We start from the raw sequence: 23,634 nt of genomic DNA, 5'->3' as shown, positions 1-23,634 counted from the left end.
CATGGCCCCCAGAAGCGTCGCCGACAGAGCGGCGCCAGAGGGAGACAACGATCATGAAGGCTTGGCTCTTGGCCGGCAGCGCGCTCGCCTGCGCGTTCGGCGCAACGGCGGCGGTCGCGCAGGAAGCGCCCGCGACGACCCAGGGCGTGGCGCTGGAAGAGGTGGTGGTCACCGCCCAGCGGCGCGAGGAAAATCTCCAGAAGGCGGCGGTGGCCGTCAGCGCCGTGGCCGGCGACACCCTGACCAAGGCCAGCGTCACCCAGGCCACCGACCTGACGCGGCTGATCCCGTCGGTGCAGATCGCGCCGGCCGCCTCGTTCACCCAGATCTATCTGCGCGGGGTGGGCACCTTCGGCGCCAACGCCTTCGCCGAGCAAGGCGTGGCCTTCAATCTCGACGGCGTCTACCTGTCGCGGCCCGCCGCGCCCGCCGGCCTGTTCTACGACCTGGAACGGATCGAGGTGCTGAAAGGTCCGCAGGGCACGCTTTACGGCCGCAACGCCACCGGCGGGGCGATCAACGTCATCACCGCCAAGCCGAAGCTGGGGTCGACCAGCGGCCAGGTCTCGGCCGAGTACGGCAATTACGATGCGGTGAAGGTCTCGGGCGCGGTGAACCTGCCGCTGGGCGAGGACGCGGCCCTGCGCATCGCCGGCCAGCTGGCCAGGCACGACGGCTATTTCAGCGACGGCTACGATGACGAGGACACCAAGGCCGTGCGCGCCCAACTGCGCTACGACCCGGCCGGCGGCTTCGACGCCACTTTCTCGCTCGACTACGCCGACGTCGGCGGCATGGGCTCGGGCGGCACGATCATGCCGCTGGTCGGCGGCGACGCGCGGCTGGGGCCCAGCGACCCGCGGGTGATCGCGGCCTACACCGCCCGCAGCCCGACCGCGCCGGTCCCGCAGCTGATCGCCAGGAACGACGGCTACCAGAACAACAAGTTCTACGGCGCGACGGCCACCATCAACGCCGACCTAGGCTTCGCCCAGCTGACGGTGATCCCGGCCTGGCGCAAGACCGATCTGGACTTCCGCAGCTATGCGTCGAGCTTCCTGATCGACGTGGTCGAGGCCTCGGAGCAGGCCTCGCTGGAGGCGCGGCTGGCCGGCAAGGGCGAACGGCTGACCTGGGTGGTCGGGGCCTACGGCTTCTCGGAGGACGTCGACGCCGACCAGCTGTTCGACCAGGCCAGCAACGCCTCGTACATCCGCTCCAAACTGAAGACCAGGAGCGTGGCGGTGTTCGGCCAGGCCTCGTGGTCGCTGACCGACCGCCTGCGGGCGACGGGCGGCCTGCGCTGGACCAAGGACGAGAAGCAGCAGGACAGCTACGCCGAAAGCCGGCCGTTCGTCGGCTTCACCCCGGCCATGGCGCCGATCATCCTGGTGGTGCCGACGACGGCCAGGACCGACGTGAGCTTCGACAAGGCCACCTGGAAGGCGGGGCTGGACTATGACCTGGCCGAGCGTTCGTTGCTCTATGCGTCGGTCGCCACCGGCTACAAGTCGGGCGTGCTGTTCGCCGCCAGCGGCCAGAACTGGTCGCAGCCGGAGGAGCTGACGGCCTACACCGTGGGGATCAAGAACCGCTTCCTCGACAACCGGCTGCAGCTGAACGTCGAGGGCTTCTACTGGGACTACAAGGACCAGCAGATCTCGCACCTGGGGGCGATCCTGGCGGCGACGACGCCGGCCGGGAGCATCTACGCCCCGCTGTTCAAGACCGAGAACGCTGGCAAGGCGACGATCTATGGCGCGGAGATGGAGCTGCTGTTCCAGGCCACGTCGAACGATCTGATCTCGGCCAACCTGCAATACCTGCACGCCCAGTACGACGAGCTGCGCTACCAGGCCTATTCGACCACGGGACCGGCGCCGTCGGTGGGCTGCGCCGTCACCTTGACCAGCCTGACCGGGGCCAGCGCGGCGGCGAAAATCTACGACGTCGACTGCTCGGGCAAGCCGGTGGTCAATGCGCCCAGGTGGGTGCTGAACCTCGGCTGGGAGCACAGCTTCCCGCTGGCCAGCGGGGCGAAGGTGATCCTGGGCGCCGACACGCGGCTGGAAAGCTCGCGCTACCTGTCGGTCGACTTCCTGGAGGCGGGGCGTCAGGGCGCCTACGCCATGTCGAACGCGCGCCTGACCTACGAGGCGGTGGACGGGCGCTGGTCGCTGACCGGCTACGTCAACAACATCGAGGACGAGGTGGTGTTCGCCAACTCGCTGCAGAGCCCGGCCAAGGCGGGGGTGATCTACAACCAGGTGCGTCCGCCCCGGATCTATGGCCTGCGGCTGTCGGCGAGGTTCTGAGGTGGCGGGGTTGACGCGTTTCCTGGCGATCGAGGCCGGGGTCAGCGCCGCCGTCAACGGGGCGCTGAGCGCGGGCTTCGCGGCGCTGCTGTTCTCGGGGCGGGGGATGATCCCCGCCTTCGGGAGCGGCGGCTTCGCGCCCGACTTTCCGGTCCAGACCTTCATGGTCGCGTTGATGAGCGTGACGGTTCCGTCGCTGATCGCCCGGGCGCGGCTGCGTTCAGGAGGGTTGGCCGGAGCGGTGGCGGCGCCGGCCGGGCCGCTATGGCGGCGGGCGCTGGGAACGGCGCTGGCGGCGGCGGTCGGACTGGGTGGTGCGGCGATGCTGCTGAGCCTGACTGTTCCGCCGATGGCCTTTGCGACGCTGCTTTCGATCAAGGTCGCCTATGGCGCGGCCCTGGCGGCCGTGGTGACGCCCTGGGCGCTGAAGCGGATCTTCGCGCCGGCGTGATCGCATGCTGATCCATCCGTTGAATGGATGGGTCAGCATCAAAACAATGCATTTTTCGAATGACGCTTCGCACGCCTAGGGTCGGGGCAATCAAGGTGCGCGGCTCGACCCGCGGCAAGGGAGACGCGTTTTGGAACAGGCCAGGATCCTGATCATCGGCGGCGGCATCGGCGGCCTGACCTCGGCCATCGCCCTGCGCGGGCGGGGCTTCGAGGTCGAGGTGATCGAGCGCGACCCGGCCTGGACCGTCTACGGCGTCGGCATCATCCAGCAGTCGAACGTCGTGCGCGCCGTGGCGGCGCTTGGCATCCTCGACGACTATCTGGACGCCGGCTTCGGCTACGACCACGTCGAGGTCTACCTGCCCGACGGGCGCATGGTGGCCAAGATCCCCACGCCGAAGCTGGCCGAGGGCTATCCGGCCAATGTCGGCATCGGCCGACCGGCCCTGCACAAGGTGCTGGGCGACCGGGCCAAGGCCGCAGGCGCGGCGGTCCGCCTGGGCGTGACGGCGGAAAGCCTCGACGACGACGGCGCGGGGGTGGACGTCGCCTTCTCCGACGGTTCGCGCGGCCGCTACGACCTCGTCATCGGCGCCGACGGCCTCTATTCGACCACGCGCCAGGCGCTGTTCCCGGACGCCCAGACGCCCGAGCCCACCGGCCAGTCGGTGTGGCGCTACAATTTCGACCGCCCCGACGACGTCGTCAGCCTGCAGGCCTACGAAGGCCCGACGGGCGTGGGCTTGGTGCCGCTGTCGGAGCGGCGGATGTACATGTACGTCACCACGCCCGAGCCGGCCGGCAAGCGCTTCGAGCGCGAAGGTCTGGCGGCGGCGATGCGCGAGCGCCTGGCCAAGGCGCCGCCTAGGATCGCGGCCCTGGCCGGCGACATCACCGACGACGCCGAGGTAGTCTACAAGCCGCTGGAGTGGCTGTTCGTCGAGGGCGACTGGAGCAAGGGCCGGGTCGTGCTGATCGGCGACGCCGTCCACGCCACCACCCCGCACCTGGGCCAGGGCGCCGGCATGGCCATCGAGGACTCGCTGGTGCTGGCCGAGGAACTGGCCGCCGCCGACACGCCGCAGGCCGCCTTCGCCGCCTTCGAGGCCCGCCGCAAGGACCGCTGCCGCTACATCGTCGAGCGCTCGCGCGCGATCTGCGAGGCCCAGCTGGGCAAGGGGCCACCGGCCGACACCGCCACCGAGTCCCGCAAGATGTTCGAGGTCACCGCGCAGCCGATCTGAGGATCGCGCCGTCGCCGTCTTTCAAGGAGAACCGCCCATGGCCCGCGTCAGCGACGTGCGCTTCATCGCCTACGCCGTCCCCGACCTGGAGCGCGAACGGCGCTTCTATGTCGATACCTGGGGCCTGATCGAGGTCGCCGGCTCTGACGACGGCGTCGTCCACCTGGCCGCGCCGGGCTCGCCGGAGAAGTTCGTGGTGCGCCTGCGCCAGGCCGAGGTGCGCTCGGTCGAGCTGATGGGCTGGGCCGCCGAAAGCCGAGCCGAGGTCGACGCCCTGCACGCCCATCTGGTCGCGTTCGGCGCCAAGGTCATTTCGGCGCCGGCCGAGCTGGCGGGCCTTGGCGGCGGCTACGGCTTCCGGGTTTTCGACCTCGACGGTCACGCCCTAGAGATCTCGGCCGAGGTGGAGCAGGGGCCCTCGCGCCCGCTGACCCGCAACGAGGCGGTGCCGGCCAAGATCAGCCACATCGTGCTGCACACCCCCAAGGTGGCCGCCGCCGTCGAGTGGTACGAGCAGGCGCTCGGGTTCAAGGTCTCCGACTGGCTCGGCGATTTCATGTGCTTCCTGCGCTGCAACAGCTGGCACCATCGCCTGGCCTTCGTGCCCGGTCCGCCGGCCCTGAACCACGTGGCCTACGACGTGCCCAGCGTGGACGCGATGATGCGGGGCGTGGCCAAGCTGCGGACCGCCGAGCACGACGTGGTCTGGGGCCCCGGCCGCCACACCGCCGGCGACAACACCTTCTCCTATTTCATCACGCCCGGTCAGTTCGTGGTCGAATACACCTCCGAGCTGGTCGAGGTGGACGACGCGGCCTGGGCCGTGACGGTCCACAAACCCTCGCTCGAGATCATGGACCAGTGGGGCTACGGCGTGGGCGGTCCCAAGGACATGCCGGCCCCGATCCCCGACGCCCTGCTGTGGCGCGCCCCGGCCTTCTGAGGAATTCCGATGTTCGAGTATTTTCCCAAGAACTACGTCTGGAACCTGTCGGTCGACATCGCCATCGAGAGCGGCGCCCAGATCGGCGAGATCGACGAGATGTGCCGGCCGCTGCGTGACGCGGCCGCCCGGGGCGAGGACGCCGGCACCGGCGAGTTCCTCAAGCACTGGGTGGCGATGGCCGACAAGCTATCGGAGCTGGCCGCCGAGGACGAGGCCCTGGGCCGCAGGTTCAGCGCCGGCAAGAAGCTGCAGCGCGCCAGCCTCTACTACGTTACCGCCGAACGAATGCAGGGCCACGGCCATCCGGGGCGCGGCGCGACCTACGCCAAGGCCCGGCAGGCTTTCGACCGGGCCATGGCGCTGGGGCGCGAGAACGCCGAGCGGGTGGAGATCCCCTACGAGGGCGGGGTGATCCCCGGCGTCCTGACCCGCGCGGCGGGGCAGGGGCCTTCGCCGATCGTGATCTATGTGAACGGCCTCGATAGCTGCAAGGAGCTGCTCTATTTCAGCGGCCTGCCGCAGGCCCTGGAGCGGCGCGGGGTCTCGACCCTGTGCATCGACCAGCCGGGCTCGGGCGAGGCGCTGCGACTGCACGACCTTCCCGCCACCCACGAGAGCGAGCGCTGGGCCAGCAAGGTGGTCGACTGGATCGAGGCGCGGGGCGAGTTCGACGCGGCGCGCATCGGCATGACCGGCATCTCGCTGGGCGGCTACTACACGCCGCGGGCGGTGGCCATGGAGCCGCGCTTGGCCCTGGGCGTCGTCTGGGGCGCCAACCACGACTGGGCGCAGGTGCAGCAGAAGCGCCTGGCCCGCGAGGGCGAGAACCCCGTGCCCCACTACTGGGAGCACGTGCGCTGGGTGTTCGGCGCGTCCGACATGGACGACTTCCTGGAGAAGGCCAAGGGCATGACCCTGGACGGCGTGGCCGAGAAGATCCGCGTGCCGTTCCTGGTCACCCACGGCGAGCGCGATCGGCAGATCGGCCTGGAATACGCCCACGCCACCTTCGACCAGCTGACCGGCAGCCCCAAGCGCGAGCTGAAGGTGTTCACCGACCGCGAGGGCGGGGTCGAGCACGTGGGCGTCGACAATATGAGCTTCGGTCGCGACTTCATCGCCGACTGGATCGCCGAGACCTTCGGGGAGCAAACCGCATGAGCATCCGTCCTGTCCGCCGCGTCGTCACCGGCCACGACGCGGTCGGCCGCGCCATCATCCAGTCGGACGGCGCGACCGACCGCGTCCATGACAAGCTGGGCCAGGAGGGCCTGGTGTTCCACGAGATCTGGAACACCCAGGAGACCCCGGCCCGCATCGACCGGGCGGGCGGCCAGCCGCCGGAAGAGCGCCTGACCCTGGCGCCGCCCAAGGGCGGGGCGCGCATCCGCGTGCTCGACATTCCGCCGGACGACCCGAACATCGAACTGGACGAGGTGTTCGACAACATCGCCGCCAGCGACAACTTCAAGGGCGCGACCAGCGACCGTCACGCCAGCTTCCACCGTACGCAGACGGTGGACTACGGCATCGTGCTGGAGGGTGAGCTGGTGCTGATCATGGACGTGGGCGAGACCACGGTGCGGGCCGGCGACATCGTCGTGCAGCGCGGCACCAACCACGGCTGGGCCAATCGCGGCGACAAGCCCTGCCGCATCGCCTTCATCCTGATCGACGGCGTCTACGAAGACGGGCTGGAGGAGGCATGAAGCTCGCCAGCCTCGACAACGGAACCCGCGACGGCTGGCTGGTGGTCGTCTCGCGCGACCTGCGGGTGGCCGTCTCGGCGGGCAAGGCTTTGCCCACCCTGCAGGCGGCCCTGGAAAGCTGGGCCGGCGCGCGGGACGGGCTGGAGACGCTGTACGCCGCGCTCAACGCCGGCCGCGCGGTCGGCGCCTTTCCGTTCGATCCCAAGCAGGCCATGGCTCCGCTGCCGCGCGCCTATCAGTGGTTGGACGCCTCGGCCTTTCCCAGCCACGGGGCGCTTATGTCGAAGGCGTTCGGCATCGCCCATCCGGAGACCGACCGGCCGCTGATGTACCAGGGGATGTCGCACCGGTTCCTGGGGCCGCACGAGGCCGCGCGCTTCCCCAGCGCCGCCGACGGCATCGACTTCGAGGGCGAGTTCGGGGTGATCACCGACGACGTGCCGATGGGCGTCTCTCCCGAGGCGGCGATGGATCACGTCAAGCTGCTGGTGCAGATCAACGACTGGTCGCTGCGGGCCATCGCGCCGGTGGAGATGAAGACCGGCTTTGGCTGGATCCGCGCCAAGCCGGCCTGTTCCATGGCCCCGGTGGCCGTCACCCCCGACGAGCTGGGCGAGGCCTGGGCGGACGGCCGCGTGAACCTGCGGCTGGCGGTCGACTGGAATGGCGAGCGGTTCGGAAACGCCCACGGAGGGGCCATGGAGGTCGGCTTCCACGATCTGGTCGCCCATGCCGCCTTGACCCGTGACCTCTGCGCCGGCACGATCGTCGGCTCGGGCACGGTGGCCAATTTCGACCATGCCGAGGTCGGGTCGAGCTGCATCGCCGAGCGGCGAGGGTCCGAGATCGTCGCGTCCGGCGCGCCGCGCACGCCGTTCATGGCCTTCGGCGACCGCGTGCGGATGGAGGCGGTGGGCGTGGACGGCGGGCCGCTGTTCGGGGCGATCGACCAGAAGGCGGCGCAGGGCTGACGTCGCTCGCGTTTATGCTTTGACGCCCGACCCATCCTTGGCGTTGATGGGCCGTCGCCGGCGCAGACCGGCGCGGAGGAAACCGTGCGCTTCAAGAACCTCGACCTGAACCTGCTGGTGCTGCTGTCGTCGCTGCTGGCGACGCGCAGCGTGTCGGAGAGCGGCCGCCGGCTGCATCTGAGCCAGCCGGCGGTCAGCGCCGGCCTGGGGCGGCTGCGCGACTATTTCGGCGATCCGCTGTTCGTCACCTACGGCCGGCGGATGGCCCCCACGCCGTTCGCCGAGAGCCTGGCGCCGCTGGTCGATCGGGCGATGGTCGACATCGAGGCCCTGGTCTCGGCGACGACCGCCTTCGATCCGGCCACCTCGCAGCGGCAGTTCCGCATCGGGGCCTCTGACTACATCAGCCTGGTGGCCGTCTCGCCGCTGCTGCGCCGCCTGCAGGCGGTCGCGCCGGGCGTCCAGGTGCACACCTTCCCGCCGTCGGAGCTGATGCTGCGGGCCCTGGAGACCGGCGACCTTGATCTGATCATCACGCCCGAGGAGTTCCTGTCGTCGGACCATCCCTCGCAACTGCTGTTCGAGGAGCGGCACGTGGTGGTGGGCTGGTCGGGAAACCCGGCCTTCGCGGGCGGGACCATCGACGAGGCGGCGTTCTTCGACGCGGGCCACATCATCGTCGAGATCGGCAAGGAACGCCGCAGCTCGTTCGCCGAGCGGCACGTGGCCATGCTGGGCCGCCAGCGGCGGGTGGAGGTGACGACCTCTTCCTTCGCCGTCGTGCCCTGGCTGCTGCCGGGCACCGATCGGCTGGCGGTGATGCACGAGCGCCTGGCGCGGCTGAGCATGGAGGTGCTGCCGCTGGCCTGCGCGCCGCTGCCGTTCGAGTTTCCGCCGATGCGCCAGATGGTCCAGCTGCATCGCTCGCGCGAGGGCGATCCGGGCGTGACCTGGTTCCTGAACGAGTTGCGCGGCGCGCTCGGCCAATCGGGCTGACGCCGCCATCCATCCATGCCGTCGATGGGTTGGCTTCCAACCTTTGAATTGGTGGATGGCCGCCGATCGCTGTTAGCCTCCAGTCCAGATTGGAAAGCTGAAATTCCAACGGCGTCCTGGCGGAGCGGCTTTTGCGGCCGACCGGCGAGGCGGGACATGGGAGGAACGAAATGGCCAAGATCATCGGCCTGCTGATCTGCCTGGCGGTCGTCACGGTGCAGGGCGAGCACGAGAAGCCGCGCGCCGCGTCGACCCTCGATGGGCAGACGCCGCCGGCCTTCGCGACCCGCGACGCCTTCAGGGTTCTGAACGCCAGGTGAGGTAGCGCGCCGACCTCGAAGCGAGGGCCGCTTACCCGTTCGAGCGTTTGGCGCCGATCTCGTCGAGATAGTTGTAGATCGTGAACTTGGTGACGCCCAGGCGCGCGGCGACGCGCTCGACGGAGCCGCGGATCACGAACAGGCCGCGCTCGTGCATGGTCGCGACGGCGGCCTTCTTCTCGGCCTTGGACATGCGCTCGACGGGCGCGCCGGCGGCGTCCAGCGCCGAGGTGATGATTTCTTCGATCAGGTCCTCGATGCTGGTCTCCGAGCGCGGGGCGGGCAGGGGCGGCAGGATGGTCGGGACCAGCGCGCCCAGCACGTCGCGCTGGATGCGCTCCAACGCGCCCAGGTCGACATTGACGCACAGGGCTGCGGCCGGGACGCCCTCGGCGTCGAACAGCACCACCGACGAGGACCGCAGGGCGCGTCCGTCTCCCGCCTTGGAGGTGTAGTTGGCCACGACGCGCACCTCGTTGGGGTGGGCGCCGGCCTTGCTGGCGACGAGGGTGTCGAAGGCCTTGTCCTCGGCCGGGCCGGCGATGATCGCCGATCCGACGCGGCGTCCGCTGACATGGCCGTTGACGATCTCGATGATCGAGGACTCGGGCCGGCGCAGATTGTGGACCACCACCTCGGTGTGCTGGTTCAGGGCGCATTCCAGCGCCTTGGCCACGCCTTGGAGAACGCCCAGCAGGGCCTGTTCGTCTTGCACGGAGACCGGTTCCTTCATGCGAGGGCGTGGGGACGATGGTGGAAGCAGGTTAGGGCGCGAAATTCAACAGAGCGTTGATATTCCGACCTTGATCAGCGCCTAGCACGATCGCCGTTCGGCGTCGACGAACGGCTGGGCGCCTGTAATTTGACCTGCAATAGCCTGGAATGCATACGAAATCCCGTCAGCCTCAACGTTGCGTCGATGTATTCAACAAAACGTTGAAGACGTCTTCGTTCTGTTGCAAAGCTCTTGACGAACAAGGGTCTTGGGGCAGGCGTCTCGCGCCGTGCTCCGCTTCTGGGGGTCTGCGATGCGCAAGGGTTTCAAGGCTGTTCTGCTGGCGGGTTCGGGTGGCGCGTGCCTCCTGGCCGGGTCTCTGGCCCACGCTCAGGACGTCGCCGAAGACACGACGATCGGCGAAATCGTGGTGACGGCGCAGAAGAAGTCCGAGCGCCTGCTGGACGTGCCGGTGTCGGTGGCGGCGGTGACGGGCGAGAGCCTGGCCCAGCAGAACCTGGTGCAGATCCGCGACTTCTATAACCGCGTGCCCGGCGTCTCGCTGAGCGGCGGCGGGACCGAGCAGCGCGCCAACGGCGTGGCCATCCGCGGCGTCACTACCGGCGGCGGCACGGCGGCCACCGTGGCCTTCGCCCTCGACGACGCGCCGCTGACCTCGGGCGCGGCCTCGGCGCAGTCGCCGCTGATCGACATCGACCCGTCCGACCTGCAGCGCGTGGAGATCCTGCGCGGCCCGCAGGGCACGCTGTACGGCGCCTCCAGCCTGGGCGGCCTGGTGAAGTACGTGACGATCAGCCCGAACGCCCAGCGCTTCAGCGGCCGCATCGAGGCCGGCGCCAACACCGTCTCCGGAGGCGGGGAGGGCTGGTCGCTGCGCGGCGCGGTCAACCTGCCGATCGTCGAGGACAAGCTGGCCCTGCGGGTCAGCGGCTTCACCCGTCACGACGCGCCCTATCTCGACAACATCAACGCCAAGGCCGCGGGCGAGGACGTCAACGACAACCGCGTCCAGGGCGGCCGCGCGGCGCTGCTGTTCAAGCCGAGCGAGGCCCTGACCATCGACCTGTCGGTGCTGCGCCAGGAGTCGAAGTTCAACGGCAGCCCGCAGATCCGCGTCTGCGGCTCGTGCGGAACCGGCGCCTTCACCGGCGCGGTCGACTTCACGCCCTATTACGGCGACCTGACGCTGAACATCGCCCCGACCAAGCGCGACGTCGACGTCACCCTGTACCAGGGCCGCGCCACCCTTGACCTGGGCTTCGCCGACCTGACCTCGGTCAGCGCCTTCAACCGCGTGAAGTCGGCCTCGGATCTGGACCAGACCAACACCTTCGGCTTCCTGCTGTCGGCGTTCGCGGCCCCCAGCGGCTCCAGCGTCTCGCTGATCAACGCCGACCAGACCGAGAAATTCAGCCAGGAGATCCGCCTGGCCTCGACCTCGGACGGTCCGCTGGAATGGCTGGTCGGCGGCTTCTACACCCACGAGAAGATCGCCGTGGACCAGACGCTGATCGTTCGACCGACCACGGGTTCGGACGCCACCGCCTACGCCTCGGTGGCACCGTCGAAGTTCGAGGAAAAGGCGGCGTTCGCCGACGTCACCTATCACTTCACCCCGGCCTTCGACGTGCAGGTGGGCGCGCGCTATTCCTCGAACGAGCAGGACAGCGCCTCGACCACCACCATCGCCTCGCAGGCGACGCGCTTCTTCGGCCCCAGCTCGTCGGTGCCGCAGGCCAAGTCGTCGGACGACGCGGTCACCTGGCTGTTCACGCCGCGCTACAAGATCTCGCCGGACATGATGGCCTATCTGCGCGTCGCCACCGGCTATCGCCCGGGCGGCCCCAACAGCACCGGCGTCTCGGGCATTCCGCTGTCGTTCCAGTCCGACAGCGTGGTCAGCTACGAACTCGGCCTGAAGGGCGTGGTTCCGGCCCTGCGCTTCACCTACGAGGCGGCGCTGTTCCGCGTCGACTGGGACGACATCCAGCTGCTGACCACCGACGTCGACTCGCAGTTCACCTACTACACCAACGGTTCGACCGCCCGCAGCCAGGGCCTGGAGCTGTCGAGCCGCTGGGCGCCGATCGGCGGCCTGTCGTTCGAGGGCGCGGTGACGCTGCTGGACGCCAAGCTGACCGATGGCCTGAAGTCGCCGGCCGGCGCCTCGCCGATCTATGGCGACAAGGGCGACCGCCTGCCGGGCTCGGCCAAGGTCTCGGCCAGCCTGTCGGGCGACTACGACTGGTCGATCGGTCACGGCTTCTCGGCCACGGTCGGGGCCAGCGTGGCCTATGTCGGCGAGCGCTACGGCGACTTCGCCAACATCCTGCCGACGGCGAGCGCCAACGAGGCCTACGGCGCGCGCATCAAGCTGCCGTCCTACACCACGGTCGACCTGCGCGCCGGGGCCTATAACGACGACTGGAGGCTGACGGCCTACATCAAGAACGTCGGCGACGAGCGCGGCGTCGTGGAGGCGACGACGCGGGGCGGGACCAGCTCGCCGCAGGCCATCTTCCTGCAGCCGCGCACCGCGGGCCTGTCCCTGAGCCGCAGCTTCTAGGGATGCGGTTCTTCGACGAAGCCTCCGTCCTGCAGCGCCTCGATCTCGACGGCTGCCGGACGGCGGTGCGGGCGGCCATGGTCGCCCTGTCGGCGGGCCAGACCCGGCAGCTGCCGCGCTCGATCATCCCGATCGGCGCGGGGCGGCTGTTCGGGCAGATGCCCGGCGCGCTGATTACGGGGGGCTATTTCGGCGCCAAGCTGATCAGCGTCTTCGCCGAGCCCGACCGTCCGGGGCGCAGCGCCCACCAGGGCGTGGTGGTATTGTTCGACGCCGAGAGCGGCCAGGCGGTCTGCGTGGCCGACGCCGGGGCGATCACCCAGATCCGCACCGCCGCCGGCACGGCCGCGGCGACCGACGCCCTGGCCGTGGCGGGCGCCGAGCGGCTGACCCTGATGGGCCACGGCCACCAGGCCAGCGCCCATGTCGAGGCCCTGGCCCGGGTGCGGCCGCTGCGCGAGGTGCGGGTCTGGGGGCGTTCGATCGAGCGGGCCCGGGTCTTCTGCGACCAGATGTCGGAGGCGACCGGGCTTGCGGTCGTCGCCGTCGCCGACCCGCGCGAGGCCCTCGCCGAAGCCCAGATCGTCTGCACCGTCACCGGCGCGGTCGAGCCGGTGCTGATGGCCGACTGGCTGACCCCCGGAACCCACGTGAACCTGGTCGGCGCCAGCGTCGCCTCGGCCGCCGAGGCCGAGGCCGCCGTGGTGTCGGTCGGCCGCTATTTCGTCGAGAGCCGGGAGTCGGCGCAAAACGGCGCGGGCGAGTTCCTGCGGGCCATCGCCGCCGGCCTGGTCGACGAGGACTGCATCGAGGCCGAGATCGGCGAGGTCTTCGCCGGAACCCGGCCCGGCCGCCGGTCGCCGTCGGACATTACCGTGTACAAGTCGATCGGCCACGCCGTGCAGGACCTGGCGGCCGCGGCCTATCTTCACGAGCAGGCGCCATGAAACTGAAAAGCCATCTGGCCGGCGCGGCGGCCGCCGTCGTCGTGACCGCGTTCGGCGCGGCGACCCTGGCCCAGCCCGAGCCGCCGCCGCCGTCGTTGGCCGTGCTGCTGGCGCCTGGCCGGATGGACGAGGCCAGGGGCGCGGGCAGCGTCGCGGTGGAGCTGCGGTTCTCCGAACTGTCGGTCCAGGCCGGGGCGCCGCTGCTGACCCTGCCGCTGGTGATCGCCAACACCGCCACCGTCGCCGACACCCTGACCGGGCTGAAGGCGACCGACGCCGACGGCGAGATCCCGCTGACCGTCAGCGACGATCCGGCCAAGGGCATGGTCTGGTCGCGCCACTGGCTGGCCGGGCGCGCCACCCGCGGCCCCGTCGTGGTGCGCTACCTGGCGCCCGTCGACAACACCCCGCCCACGCGCGGCTCGGGGCCGCCCTACGCTCTGCGCACCGAGGGCGGCGGCGTCTCGGGCGTGGGCAACACCTTCATCCTGCTGCCGGAGGACAAGACCGCCCGCAGCATCCGCCTGCGCTGGGACCTGCGGGCGCTGCCCGAGGGCTCGACGGCGACCTCCAGCTTCGGCGAGGGCGATGTCGCCCTGCCGGACGGGCCGGCCGAGCAGCTGGCCTCGACCGTGTTCATGGCCGGACCGATGAAGCGCGAGCCGGGCGCGGTGTCGGAGACCGGCTTCTCGTCGGCCTGGATGGGAACGCCGCCCTTCGATCCCGCGCCGCTGATGGCCTGGACCAACCGGCTGCACGGCTGGATGAGCGGCTTCTTCCAGGACAAGACCGTCCCGCCGTACCGGGTGTTCCTGCGCTACAACCCGATCAACGCCGGCGGCGGCACGGCCCTGACCCGCTCGTTCCTGACCACCTATGGCGCGGCGACCAGGGGCGAGAGCCTGAAGGGCACCCTGGCCCACGAGATGATCCACACCTGGACCGAGTCCGACGCCGGCCAGTGGTACGGCGAGGGCGTGGCGGTGCATTACCAGGGCCTGCTGCCGTTCCGCGCCGGCCTGCTGTCGCCCGAGGAGTTCCTGGAAGATCTCAACGACACCGCCCGCCGCTACTACGCCAATCCCTTGAACGGCACGCCGGACGCTGAGATCGCGCCGCGCTTCTGGGAGGACAGCCGCATCCGCGTGCTGCCCTATGACCGGGGCGGGCTCTATTTCGCGGTGCTGGACGGGCGCATCCGTCGCGCCAGCGGCGGCAAGCGATCGGTCGACGACCTGGTGCTGGAGATGAACCGCCGCTACGCCGCGGGACAGAAGACCGACGACGCCGCCTGGGTCGAGCTGGTGACCCGGGAACTGGGCGAGGACGGCCGCAAGCTGCACGAGACGATGCTGGCCGGCGGCTTGATGCTGCCGCGGCCCGACGACTTCGGACCCTGCTTCACCCGCACGACGGCCAGGGTGCGCCGGTTCGAACTGGGCTTCGAACCGAAGTCGCTGGTCGGGACGACCAAGACGATCCGGGGGCTGATCCCCGGCTCGGAAGCGGCCAAGGCCGGCCTCAAGGACGGCGACGTCGTCACCTATGCGGTCGCGCTGGACGGCGTGCAGGGTGATCCGGCCGCGACCCTGACCCTGAAGGTCACACGCGACGGCAGGACCTTTCCGCTGACCTACCTGCCCCGGGGCGAGACGGCGCAGGTCTATCAGTGGGCCCGCAAGCCCGGGACGGAGCAGCTGAAATGCGTCTACTGATCACCGCCTTGCTCCTGGCCTCGGTCGCGGGCGCGGCCTTCGCGCAGGATCCCGCCCCGGCGAGCGTCAAGGACGGCTTCTCGCTGGCGGTGACCGGCGACCTGATCGGTCCGGAGCATCCGATCACCGGCTACGGCGATCCCGGCACGGTGAGGATCCAGCGCTTGCTGTCGGGCGCCGACGCGGCCTTCGGCAATCAGGAAGGGGCAGTGTTCGACTTCGACAGGTTCCCCGGCTGGCCGGCGGCCCAGAACGGCGGCGGCACGCCGATCAATGACGCCGCCGTCGCCTTCGACCTCAAGGCCCTGGGCTTCAAGGTCATGTCGATGGCCAACAACCACGCCACCGATTTCGGCGTCGAGGGCATGCTGGAAACCCAGCGCGCGCTGGACGCGGCCGGGGTGGTCCACGCCGGCACGGGCGACAGCCTGACGGCCGCGCGCAGCCCCGCCTACGCCAAGACCGCTCGCGGGACGGTGGCCCTGGTGTCGTTCGCCGGCACCTATACCGACATCTCCCTGGCCGCCGATCCCAATCCCGCCCGGGGCTTCCGCGCCCGCCCGGGCCTGGCGCCGCTGCGCTCGCGCGAGCTGCAGCGGGTGAGCGCCGAGCAGATGCGCACCCTGCGCGAGATCGCCGCCCGCTCGGCGACGCCCGACGCGACCAAGAATCCCGAGGTGTTCAGCGCCGCCAAAAATGGCGAGGAACTGACCATCGGCCGCACGACCTTCCGCGTCGATGACCGTCCGGGGCTGAGCTACGATCTCGACATCGGCGACCGGGCCGCGGCCCTGGCCAGCGTCAGGGAGGCGCGGGGCAAGGCCGACCTGGTGGTGTTCTCGATCCACGCCCACGAGACGGCCTCGTCCGATCCCGAGGACATCCGGCCGGCCGACTACATGACGCCGCTGTTCCACGAGCTGATCGACGCCGGCGCCGACGCGGTGGTGCGCCACGGGCCGCACGCCCTGCTGGGGGTGGAGATCTACAAGGGCCGGCCGATCTTCTACGGCATGGGCAGCCTGATGTTCCAGGTCGGCGACAGGAACCGCCAGTTCCGGGGCTTCACCCTGCCGGCCGAATGGTACGACGGGGCCGTTGCGGTCAGCGAGTATCGCGACGGCCGCGTCGCCGTGATCCGCATCCATCCGTTCGTGCAGAACCTGGAAGACGAGCGCCTGCAGGGCACGCCGAAGTCGCCGTCGCACGAGGACGCCCAGCGGATCCTCAAGCGCATCCAGGCGGCCTCGACGCAGTTCGGCACGCGCATCGACATCGAGGGCGACGTCGGGGTGATCCGCCTGCCGGCGGGTCGCTGAGATGCGGCTGGCGCGGCGTGAGGCCCTGGCCGGTCTCGGCGCGCTGGCCTTGGGGCCGAAAGCCTTCGCGCGGGGGGCGACGGTTCCCGATCCGGCTCTCTACCAGGCGATCCGCGACGAGGGGCTGAAGCGGGGCCAGGCCATGGCCTACGCCGAGAGTCTGGTCGACGAGGTCGGCGCGCGGCTGATGGGCTCGCCCGGTATGCGGCGTGCCTACGACTGGTCGCTGGCGCGGCTGCGGGCGCTGGGCCTCAGCGATCTCCGGCTCGAGCCGATCGGCCCGTTCGGCCTGTCCTGGCGCCAGACCCTGGCCTGGGCGCGGCTGACCGCGCCGGGCGATGCCCAGCTGGTCGTCGCGGCCAGCCCCTGGTCGGTGGCGACGAAGGGAGCGGTCGAGGGCGAGATGGTCGCCGTGCGCCTCGACGACGACGAGGATCTGCAGCGGTTCAAGGGGCGCCTGTCTGGCAAGGTCGTGTTGCTGGGACCGCCCAAGTCCGCGCCCGCCGAGGCGCAGGCGATCGTCCGCTACAGCGACGAAGAGGTCCTGAAGGGCGACGCCGCCGAGGCCGTGCGCGCCTATTACCGCACCGTCGCCGAGCGGCGCGCGCGCCAGGGGCGGGAAGGGCTGTTCAAGGCCCGCCGCAACGCCTTCCTGGCCGCCGAGGGCGTGGCGGCGGTTGTGGTTTACGGCGGCGGGGCGCAGCCCGGCGCCATGGTCGTCGATGGAAGCGAACTGGGCGGCCGGCCCTGGCTGGCGGCCGAGCGCCCGGCGTTTCCGGCGCTGACCATGGCGGGCGAGGCCTATGCCCGCTGCTGGCGCCTGGCGCAGGGCGGCGCCGCGCCGCGCCTGCGGCTGGAGATCGCCACGGAGGAGGGCGACCCCAGCGAGCCGGGCTACAACGTCGTGGCCGAGATCCCGGGGCGGGACCCGGCCCTGAGATCGCAGGTCGTGCTGGCCGGCGCGCACCTGGACAGCTGGGCGGCCGGCGTCGGCGCGGCCGACAACGGGGCGGGCGTCGCCGCCACCCTGGAGGCCGTCCGTATCCTGCGCACGGTCGGGGCCAGGCCCCGCCGCACGATCCGGGTGGTTCTCTACGGCGGCGAGGAGCAGGGGCTCTACGGCTCGGAAGCCTATGCCCGGCGGAGGCTGGGCGAGATCCCGCGCTCCACTGCGCCGGAACAGATGGCCCTGCCGGTCGAGGGGCGACGGGCCAAGGTCGGGCCGCTGCGCAAGGGGCCGGAGTACGAGGACTTCAGCGTCGCCTTCAATCTGGACGGCGGATCGGGCCGTATCCGCGGCGTGTTCACCGGAGGCAATCCGGCCCTGGCCGAACTCTATCGCGCCTGGATCGCGCCGCTGAAGGATCTTGGCGTGCTGGCCGTCTATGACGGGCCGCACTGGCCGGCCGACCAGTCGGCCTTCACCGAGATCGGCCTGCCGGGAATCTCGTTCCTGCAGGACCCGCTCGACTACGACGGCCGCGCGCACCACACGAGCCTGGACACGCTGGAACGGCTGTCGCCCGACGACCTGGCCCAGGCGGCCACGGTGCTGGCGATCTTCCTGATCAACAGCGCCGACAGCGACGCGCGAGCGCCCCGCGCCGGCGTCCATCTCTGACACGTGTCAGGCTGCGTCCGGACGACGCAAGATCAATGATTTCAAGAGAGAAAATGGTGGATGCTGCAGGGATTGAACCTGCGACCCCCTCGGTGTGAACGAGGTGCTCTCCCGCTGAGCTAAGCATCCGCCGTGTCGGCCGGGCCCTCCGAAGAAGTCCCCGCCGCGAGAGGAAGGGGGCTATAGACCGCTCTTTTCCGCGCCGCAAGTGCCCAAAAGCGAGATTACGGCCTCCGGCACCTCGGAAAAGCGATCTATCAACAGATCTCCGCCGAGCGTCTCGACGGGAGCCTCGGTGTAGCCGAACGAGACCAGCAGGGCCGGGACCTTGGCGTTCTTGGCGGCCAGCACGTCGTTGATGCTGTCGCCGACCATCACCGCGCGGGCCGGGTCGCCGCCGACCGCCGCGATCGCCGCCAGCACGTGGCGCGGGTCGGGCTTGGGAGCGGGGGCGTCGTCGGCGCCGACCACGGCGTCGAAGAATCGGGTCAGGTCCACGGCGTCCAGCAGGGCCACCGACAGGTGGGTCAGCTTGTTGGTGCAGACCACCAGGCGCGCGCCGGCGGCCTTGAGGTCCGTGAGCACCTCGACCACGCCCTCGAACGGCGCGCTCTCGTGGGCGATGCGGCCCAGATAGATGGCGATGAAGCGCTCGACCAGCCGGGGCGCGCGCTCGGCGTCCAGCGGCGCGCCGGCTGCGGCGAAGCCGCGCTCCAGCAGGGCCTTGGCGCCGCGGCCGACCATCTTGCGCACGTCGTCGAAGGGCAGGGCGAGCAGGCCCTCCTCGGCGAGGATGGTGTTCAGCGCGCCCACGAGGTCCGGCGCGGTGTCGACCAGGGTGCCATCGAGGTCGAAGGCGATCGTCGTGTCCCGAAGGACGGTTTCGTGGGCGTGCGGAAGAGACATGCTCTGGCCTTTCGGCTAAAGGCGCGGCTAATGCAACTTTGGTTCGCTTCGGAGTCGCTCTGGTCATGACTACGACCGCCTCATCCCGTGACAATGGCCGCCCGCGCGCGGCGGTGATCCTGGCCGCCGGCCAGGGCACCCGGATGAAGTCGCCGACGCCCAAGGTGCTGCACAGGGTCGGCGGGCGGCCGATGCTCGACCACGCCATCGACGCCGCCCAGGCCCTGGGCTGCGAGCGCATCGTGGTCGTGGTGGGCGCGCACAGCCCGCAGGTCGGCGAGCACGCCAGGACGCGCCTGGGACCCGACGCCACCGTCGTGCAGGACCCGCCGCTGGGCACCGGCCACGCCGTTCTGGCCGCCAAGGACGCCCTGGCCGATTTCGACGGCGACGTGGTCGTCACCTATGCCGACTGTCCCCTGCTGAACGCCCCGGTGATCGCGCCGCTGTTCGACCTGCGCGCCGCAGGGACCGACGTCGCCGTGCTGGGCTTCGAGGCCGCCGATCCCGGCGCCTACGGCCGCCTGGTGCTGGCCCCGGGCCATGTGCTGCTGCGCATCGTCGAGGCCAAGGACGCCGAGCCGGCCGTGCTGGCGCTCAAGCACTGCAATTCCGGCGTGCTGGCCGCCGACCGCGCCCAGCTTTTCGACCTGCTGGCCGCCGTCGGCAACGACAACGCCAAGGGCGAGTACTACCTGACCGACATCGTCGGCATCGCCCACGACCGCAAGCTGGCCACCCGTGCGGCCTTCGCGCCGGAAGCGGCCGTGCAGGGCGTCAATTCCCAGGCCGAACTGGCCGCCGCCGAGGCCGTCTGGCAGGCCGGCCGCCGCGCCGTTCTGATGGCCGAGGGCGTGACCATGCCCGCGCCCGAGACCGTCCACCTGTCGTGGGACACGGCGATCGCCGCCGGCGTCACGGTCGAACAGTTCGTGGTGTTCGGCGCGGGCGTCAGCGTCGCTTCCGGCGCGGTGATCAAGGCCTTCAGCCACCTGGAGGGCGCGATGGTCGGGGAGGGGGCGCTGATCGGTCCCTACGCCCGCCTGCGTCCGGGCGCCGAGATCGGCCCCGAGGCCCACATCGGCAACTTCGTCGAGGTCAAGAAGGTCAAGGTCGGGGCCGGCGCCAAGGCCAACCACCTGACCTATCTGGGCGACGGCTCGGTCGGCCCGAAGGCCAACATCGGGGCCGGCACGATCTTCTGCAATTACGACGGCTTCGACAAGTTCGAGACCCATGTCGGCGCGGGCGCCTTCATCGGCTCCAACTCAGCGCTGGTCGCGCCGGTGCGGATCGGCGACGGGGCCATGACCGGCTCGGGCTCGGTGATCACCGCCGACGTTCCCGCCGGCGACCTGGCCCTGAGCCGCGCGCCGCAAGCCAACAAGACCGGGTGGGCGGCCAGGTTCCGCGCCCTCAAGCAGGCCCAAAAGCAGGCGAAAAAGGACAAGAAGGCATGAGCGCCGACGACCAGAAGAGAATTTCGGGCGAAGCGGCCGCGCAGCTGGTGGAAACCGGCATGGTCGTGGGCCTGGGCACCGGCTCGACCGCCGCCTGGTTCGTCAAGGCCCTGGCCGCCCGCAAGCTCGATATCCGCGGCGTGCCGACCTCGGAGGCCACCGCCAGTCTCGCCCGCGAACTCGGCATCCCGCTGGTGGCGCTGGACGACGTCAAGACGATCGACCTGACCGTCGACGGCGCCGACGAGATCGGCCCGGGCCTGTCGCTGATCAAGGGCGGCGGCGCGGCCCTGCTGCGCGAGAAGCTGGTCTGGGAAGCCTCCAGCCGCTGCGTCGTCATCGCCGACGCCGCCAAGCACGTGAAGGTGCTGGGCAAGTTCCCGCTGCCGATCGAGGTGGTGCGCTTCGGCCACCCCCACACCGGCTATCGCCTGGCCGACATCGCCGCCGAGTTCGACCTGCCGCCGCCGCGCCTGCGCATGGCCGACCGCGGCGTCGTCGCCACCGACGGCGGCAACGTGATCTACGACATGGCCTCGGGCGCGATCCCCGACCCGGCCGCCCTGGCGGCGGCGCTGAAGACCGTCACCGGCGTCGTCGACCACGGCCTGTTCCTGGATCTGGCCGACGAGGCCCTGATCGGGACCGACGAAGGGGTGGTCAAGCTTCTGCCTTGATCCCATATCCCGATCCCGCTGTTTCCAGTTCGACTTGATCCGGAGCCGATGATGGCTGAGTACGACTTCGACCTCTTCGTCATCGGCGCTGGCTCGGGCGGCGTGCGCGCCGCGCGGCTGGCGGCTCTGTCGGGCGCCAAGGTCGCCGTGGCCGAGGAATACCGGGTCGGCGGCACCTGCGTGGTGCGCGGCTGCGTGCCCAAGAAGTTCATGGTCTACGCCAGCGAGGTCTCCAGCCAGCTGAAGACCGCCAAGGGCTATGGCTGGACGATCGGGCAGGCCAGCTTCGACTGGAAGACCTTCCTGCACGACAAGGACGTCGAGATCGCGCGCCTGTCGGGGATCTACGTCACCAACCTGCGCAAGGCCGGGGCCCACCTGCTGCACGGCAAGGCCCGCATCCTCGACCCTCACACCGTCGAGGTGCTGCCGCGCGAGGGCTCGAACGACGCCGGCCGCTACACCGCCAAACGCATCCTCGTCGCCACAGGCGGCCGTCCGGTGCGTCCGGAGTTCGAGGGCGCCGAATACGGCATCACCTCGGACGAGGCCTTCCACCTGCCGACCCTGCCCAAGCGGGTTCTGGTGGTCGGCGGCGGCTACATCGCCGTCGAGTTCGCCGGCATCTATGCCGGCCTCGGCGTCGAGACCACGCTCTGCTATCGCGGCTCCAACATCCTGCGCGGCTTCGACGACGACGTTCGCGCCCACCTCGCCGACGAGATGGAGAAGCGCGGCGTCAAGGTGGTGCTGGGCTGCTCGCACAAGTCGATCGAAAAGACCGACACGGGCCTCGTCAGCACCTTCAACAACGCCCTGACCTTCGAGAGCGACGTGGTGCTGTTCGCCACCGGCCGCGACCCCTATGTCGAGGGCCTGGGCCTCGACAACGCCGGGGTGAAGCTGAACGACAAGGGCGCGATCGCCGTCGACGCCCATTCGAAGACCAATGTCGACAGCATCTGGGCCGTCGGCGACGTCACCGACCGCATCAACCTGACGCCGGTGGCGATCCGCGAGGGCGCGGCCTTCGCCCAGACCGAGTTCTACGGCAACCCGACCACCTTCGATCACGACCTGGTCGCCTCGGCCGTGTTCTCGCAGCCGCCGATCGGCGCTGTGGGCATGAGCGAGGCCGAGGCCCGCCACGCCTTCGGCAAGGTCGACGTCTACCGCTCGGTCTTCCGGCCGATGAAGGTCACCTTCTACGGCGGCCAGGAGCGGGCGCTGATCAAGCTGGTCGTCCGCCAGGACAATGACCAGGTCGTCGGCGTCCACGTGGTCGGTCCCGACGCGCCCGAGATCATCCAGATGGCCGCCATCGCGGTGAAGATGGGCGTGACCAAGCCGCAGTGGGACAGCACCTGCGCGGTCCACCCGACCCTGGCCGAGGAGCTGGTGACCATGCGCGAGAAGTACGTGCCGGCCGAGGTGGGCGGCGTATGACCGACGGGGCCGTTCCGGAGAAGGCGACGCCCTGGCTGGGCGGCGTCATGATCTTCCTGTTCGCGATGACCCCGGTGCTGGGTTATCTCGCGCAGCTCGGGTTCGCGCCGCTGCTGGCGCTGGTCGGACTTCTCGCCCTGCCGGTCATGGGACGGCCGCGGGCGCCGATCGCGCCGGCCCTGATCCTGCTGCTGCTGGCGCTCTGGGGCGCCTGGAGCATGGCCTGGAGCCCGGCCGCGCCGGCCCCCGGCTCGCTGAAGGACTATGGCGACATCGAGACGCTGACGGCGGCCAAGCTCGTCCTGCAGCTGGCGCTCTATGGCGCGGCGGTGGGCGCGGCGATGCGCCTGTCGGTGCGCGCGGCCGATCGCGCCGCCGCTGTGATGGGGTTCGGCGTGCTGATCCTGGCGGTCGTCGTCGGGCTGGACGCCCTGACCGGCGCCTCGATCTTCCAGCGCTTTCGCGAACTGACCGGCGACCCGGTGCGGCCCGACGTGGCCAAGGTGAAGATCGGCATCGGCTGCTACGTGCTGGCGGTGATGTTCTGGCCGGCCGCCGCCGCCCTGGCGCGGCGCGGCAAGCGACCGGCCGTCCTGCTGCTGCTGGCGGGGGTGATCGTCACCTCGGTGTTGTCGAGCGCCGACTCCTGCCTGGTGGCGCTGGCCGCCGGCCTGGCGGTCTGGGCGCTGCTGAAGTTCGGCGGCAAGATCGGCGGGCGGGTGCTGACCCTGGCCGTGGCCCTGCCGTTCGTCATCGCGCCCATCGCGGTGCTGTGGGCGATCCAGACGGGCTTCTGGGCCTGGCTGCACGCCCTGGTGCCGCCGTCCTGGGACGCGCGCCTGAACATCTGGGCCTTCGCGGCCGACCACGTGCAGTCGCATCCGTTCCGCGGCTGGGGCCTGGACGCCAGCCGCACCTTCGGCGACGCCATCCCGCTGCACACCCATAACGCCCAGCTTCAGCTGTGGCTCGAGCTCGGCGCGATCGGCGCGGCCCTGGCCGGCGCCTTCTTCTGCTGGCTGGCCTACGGCGTCGCCCGCACGGCCGAGACCGACCGCGGTTCGGCCGCGACGGCGGGCGCGGCCCTGACCAGCTATCTGGTCATCGGCGCGCTCAGCTTCGGCGTCTGGCAGGAGTGGTGGATCGCCGTCGGGGCCCTGGCCATCGTCGCCTGCATCGCGCTGCGGCGGTCGAGCAGCGAATACCGAGACGAGTGGGTTGAAATTTCCCCGACGGCTTAAAATATAACCCTTATCCGCACGATTTTTGCTTTTACCCTCGGGGTGC

General features: G+C 70.3%; 20 protein-coding genes and 1 tRNA gene. 18 read left to right on the top strand and 3 right to left on the bottom strand.

Features of this window, described 5'->3' with window-relative positions:
- Window positions 1-53: 53 nt before the first annotated feature.
- The 9 genes from AC07N1_RS16815 (at window position 54) to AC07N1_RS16775 (ending at window position 8,954) form a co-directional block, all read left to right on the top strand.
- Entirely contained in the window at window positions 54-2,315 is a 2,262-nt protein-coding gene (locus AC07N1_RS16815; protein ID WP_494672841.1) for a TonB-dependent receptor, read from the top strand.
- Window positions 2,316-2,325: 10 nt separating this feature from the next.
- The gene (locus AC07N1_RS16810) at window positions 2,326-2,766 is read left to right on the top strand and encodes a hypothetical protein (RefSeq protein ID WP_494672840.1); all 441 of its coding nucleotides are present in this window, start codon (window positions 2,326-2,328) and stop codon (window positions 2,764-2,766) included.
- A 130-nt stretch (window positions 2,767-2,896) separates the two neighbouring features.
- A complete protein-coding gene (locus tag AC07N1_RS16805) occupies window positions 2,897-4,012 on the top strand; it encodes an FAD-dependent oxidoreductase (RefSeq protein ID WP_494672839.1) in 1,116 nt (371 codons plus the stop codon).
- 37 nt (window positions 4,013-4,049) lie between these two features.
- Window positions 4,050-4,955, top strand: a complete 906-nt coding sequence (locus AC07N1_RS16800) for a VOC family protein (RefSeq protein ID WP_494672838.1) — start codon at window positions 4,050-4,052, stop codon at window positions 4,953-4,955.
- Between the two features lie 9 nt (window positions 4,956-4,964).
- The gene (locus AC07N1_RS16795) at window positions 4,965-6,119 is read left to right on the top strand and encodes an alpha/beta hydrolase family protein (protein WP_494672837.1); all 1,155 of its coding nucleotides are present in this window, start codon (window positions 4,965-4,967) and stop codon (window positions 6,117-6,119) included.
- A complete protein-coding gene (locus tag AC07N1_RS16790) occupies window positions 6,116-6,667 on the top strand; it encodes a cupin domain-containing protein (protein WP_494672836.1) in 552 nt (183 codons plus the stop codon). The genes AC07N1_RS16795 and AC07N1_RS16790 overlap by 4 nt, the downstream gene beginning before the upstream one ends.
- Window positions 6,664-7,638, top strand: coding sequence for a fumarylacetoacetate hydrolase family protein (locus AC07N1_RS16785; protein WP_494672835.1), 975 nt, complete (start codon window positions 6,664-6,666; stop codon window positions 7,636-7,638). Before AC07N1_RS16790 ends, AC07N1_RS16785 begins: the two co-directional genes overlap by 4 nt.
- 84 nt (window positions 7,639-7,722) lie before the next feature.
- A complete protein-coding gene (locus AC07N1_RS16780; protein WP_494672834.1) occupies window positions 7,723-8,634 on the top strand; it encodes a LysR family transcriptional regulator in 912 nt (303 codons plus the stop codon).
- Window positions 8,635-8,804: 170 nt separating this feature from the next.
- Complete coding sequence (locus AC07N1_RS16775) at window positions 8,805-8,954, top strand: hypothetical protein (protein WP_494672833.1); 150 nt, start codon at window positions 8,805-8,807, stop codon at window positions 8,952-8,954.
- Window positions 8,955-8,985: 31 nt separating this feature from the next.
- On the opposite strand, the gene AC07N1_RS16770 is transcribed toward AC07N1_RS16775, so the two are convergent.
- The gene (locus AC07N1_RS16770; RefSeq protein WP_494672832.1) at window positions 8,986-9,669 is read right to left on the bottom strand and encodes a helix-turn-helix transcriptional regulator; all 684 of its coding nucleotides are present in this window, start codon (window positions 9,667-9,669) and stop codon (window positions 8,986-8,988) included.
- Between the two features lie 313 nt (window positions 9,670-9,982).
- On the opposite strand from AC07N1_RS16770, the gene AC07N1_RS16765 reads away from it, so the two are divergent.
- The 5 genes from AC07N1_RS16765 to AC07N1_RS16745 are packed head-to-tail and all read left to right on the top strand — an operon-like array spanning window position 9,983 to window position 17,858.
- A complete protein-coding gene (locus AC07N1_RS16765; protein ID WP_494672831.1) occupies window positions 9,983-12,256 on the top strand; it encodes a TonB-dependent receptor in 2,274 nt (757 codons plus the stop codon).
- Window positions 12,257-12,258: 2 nt separating this feature from the next.
- On the top strand, window positions 12,259-13,203 hold the full coding sequence (locus AC07N1_RS16760) for an ornithine cyclodeaminase family protein (protein WP_494672830.1): 945 nt from the start codon (window positions 12,259-12,261) through the stop codon (window positions 13,201-13,203).
- The gene (locus tag AC07N1_RS16755; RefSeq protein ID WP_494672829.1) at window positions 13,200-14,918 is read left to right on the top strand and encodes a M61 metallopeptidase family protein; all 1,719 of its coding nucleotides are present in this window, start codon (window positions 13,200-13,202) and stop codon (window positions 14,916-14,918) included. Before AC07N1_RS16760 ends, AC07N1_RS16755 begins: the two co-directional genes overlap by 4 nt.
- On the top strand, window positions 14,906-16,237 hold the full coding sequence (locus tag AC07N1_RS16750; RefSeq protein WP_494672828.1) for a CapA family protein: 1,332 nt from the start codon (window positions 14,906-14,908) through the stop codon (window positions 16,235-16,237). Before AC07N1_RS16755 ends, AC07N1_RS16750 begins: the two co-directional genes overlap by 13 nt.
- A 1-nt stretch (window position 16,238) precedes the next feature.
- On the top strand, window positions 16,239-17,858 hold the full coding sequence (locus AC07N1_RS16745; RefSeq protein ID WP_494672827.1) for a M20/M25/M40 family metallo-hydrolase: 1,620 nt from the start codon (window positions 16,239-16,241) through the stop codon (window positions 17,856-17,858).
- A gap of 54 nt (window positions 17,859-17,912) precedes the next feature.
- Here AC07N1_RS16745 and AC07N1_RS16740 read toward each other — a convergent pair.
- A tRNA-Val gene (locus AC07N1_RS16740) sits at window positions 17,913-17,987 on the bottom strand.
- A 51-nt stretch (window positions 17,988-18,038) separates the two neighbouring features.
- On the bottom strand, window positions 18,039-18,764 hold the full coding sequence (gene gph / locus AC07N1_RS16735) for a phosphoglycolate phosphatase (RefSeq protein WP_494672826.1): 726 nt from the start codon (window positions 18,762-18,764) through the stop codon (window positions 18,039-18,041).
- 65 nt (window positions 18,765-18,829) lie between these two features.
- On the opposite strand from gph, the gene glmU reads away from it, so the two are divergent.
- Genes glmU through AC07N1_RS16715 form a run of 4 tightly spaced genes read left to right on the top strand, consistent with a single transcriptional unit; the run spans window position 18,830 to window position 23,588 of the window.
- On the top strand, window positions 18,830-20,224 hold the full coding sequence (gene glmU, locus AC07N1_RS16730; protein WP_494672825.1) for a bifunctional UDP-N-acetylglucosamine diphosphorylase/glucosamine-1-phosphate N-acetyltransferase GlmU: 1,395 nt from the start codon (window positions 18,830-18,832) through the stop codon (window positions 20,222-20,224).
- Window positions 20,221-20,901: a ribose-5-phosphate isomerase RpiA gene (gene rpiA, locus AC07N1_RS16725; protein WP_494672824.1), complete on the top strand. Its 681-nt coding sequence runs from the start codon at window positions 20,221-20,223 to the stop codon at window positions 20,899-20,901. The genes glmU and rpiA overlap by 4 nt, the downstream gene beginning before the upstream one ends.
- A gap of 51 nt (window positions 20,902-20,952) precedes the next feature.
- Complete coding sequence (gene gor / locus AC07N1_RS16720) at window positions 20,953-22,347, top strand: glutathione-disulfide reductase (RefSeq protein WP_494672823.1); 1,395 nt, start codon at window positions 20,953-20,955, stop codon at window positions 22,345-22,347.
- Complete coding sequence (locus AC07N1_RS16715) at window positions 22,344-23,588, top strand: O-antigen ligase family protein (RefSeq protein ID WP_494672822.1); 1,245 nt, start codon at window positions 22,344-22,346, stop codon at window positions 23,586-23,588. The genes gor and AC07N1_RS16715 overlap by 4 nt, the downstream gene beginning before the upstream one ends.
- Window positions 23,589-23,634 lie beyond the last annotated feature (46 nt).

It is taken from the genome of Caulobacter sp. GW821-FHT09B11, from assembly GCF_059418205.1.
Note: the sequence above shows the minus strand (reverse complement) of the source record. Positions and strands in the feature narration are given on the sequence as shown.

Excerpts from the sequence above, each read along its gene's own strand:
- AC07N1_RS16800 (WP_494672838.1), top strand. The coding sequence starts at position 4,050 with ATGGCCCGCGTCAGCGACGTGCGCTTCATCGCCTACGCCGTCCCCGAC.
- AC07N1_RS16765 (WP_494672831.1), top strand. The coding sequence starts at position 9,983 with ATGCGCAAGGGTTTCAAGGCTGTTCTGCTGGCGGGTTCGGGTGGCGCG.
- AC07N1_RS16795 (WP_494672837.1), top strand. The coding sequence starts at position 4,965 with ATGTTCGAGTATTTTCCCAAGAACTACGTCTGGAACCTGTCGGTCGAC.
- AC07N1_RS16750 (WP_494672828.1), top strand. The coding sequence starts at position 14,906 with ATGCGTCTACTGATCACCGCCTTGCTCCTGGCCTCGGTCGCGGGCGCG.
- AC07N1_RS16715 (WP_494672822.1), top strand. The coding sequence starts at position 22,344 with ATGACCGACGGGGCCGTTCCGGAGAAGGCGACGCCCTGGCTGGGCGGC.
- rpiA (WP_494672824.1), top strand. The coding sequence starts at position 20,221 with ATGAGCGCCGACGACCAGAAGAGAATTTCGGGCGAAGCGGCCGCGCAG.
- AC07N1_RS16745 (WP_494672827.1), top strand. The coding sequence starts at position 16,239 with ATGCGGCTGGCGCGGCGTGAGGCCCTGGCCGGTCTCGGCGCGCTGGCC.
- AC07N1_RS16760 (WP_494672830.1), top strand. The coding sequence starts at position 12,259 with ATGCGGTTCTTCGACGAAGCCTCCGTCCTGCAGCGCCTCGATCTCGAC.
- AC07N1_RS16790 (WP_494672836.1), top strand. The coding sequence starts at position 6,116 with ATGAGCATCCGTCCTGTCCGCCGCGTCGTCACCGGCCACGACGCGGTC.
- AC07N1_RS16815 (WP_494672841.1), top strand. The coding sequence starts at position 54 with ATGAAGGCTTGGCTCTTGGCCGGCAGCGCGCTCGCCTGCGCGTTCGGC.
- gor (WP_494672823.1), top strand. The coding sequence starts at position 20,953 with ATGGCTGAGTACGACTTCGACCTCTTCGTCATCGGCGCTGGCTCGGGC.
- AC07N1_RS16755 (WP_494672829.1), top strand. The coding sequence starts at position 13,200 with ATGAAACTGAAAAGCCATCTGGCCGGCGCGGCGGCCGCCGTCGTCGTG.
- AC07N1_RS16775 (WP_494672833.1), top strand. The coding sequence starts at position 8,805 with ATGGCCAAGATCATCGGCCTGCTGATCTGCCTGGCGGTCGTCACGGTG.
- glmU (WP_494672825.1), top strand. The coding sequence starts at position 18,830 with ATGACTACGACCGCCTCATCCCGTGACAATGGCCGCCCGCGCGCGGCG.
- gph (WP_494672826.1), bottom strand. The coding sequence starts at position 18,764 with ATGTCTCTTCCGCACGCCCACGAAACCGTCCTTCGGGACACGACGATC.
- AC07N1_RS16785 (WP_494672835.1), top strand. The coding sequence starts at position 6,664 with ATGAAGCTCGCCAGCCTCGACAACGGAACCCGCGACGGCTGGCTGGTG.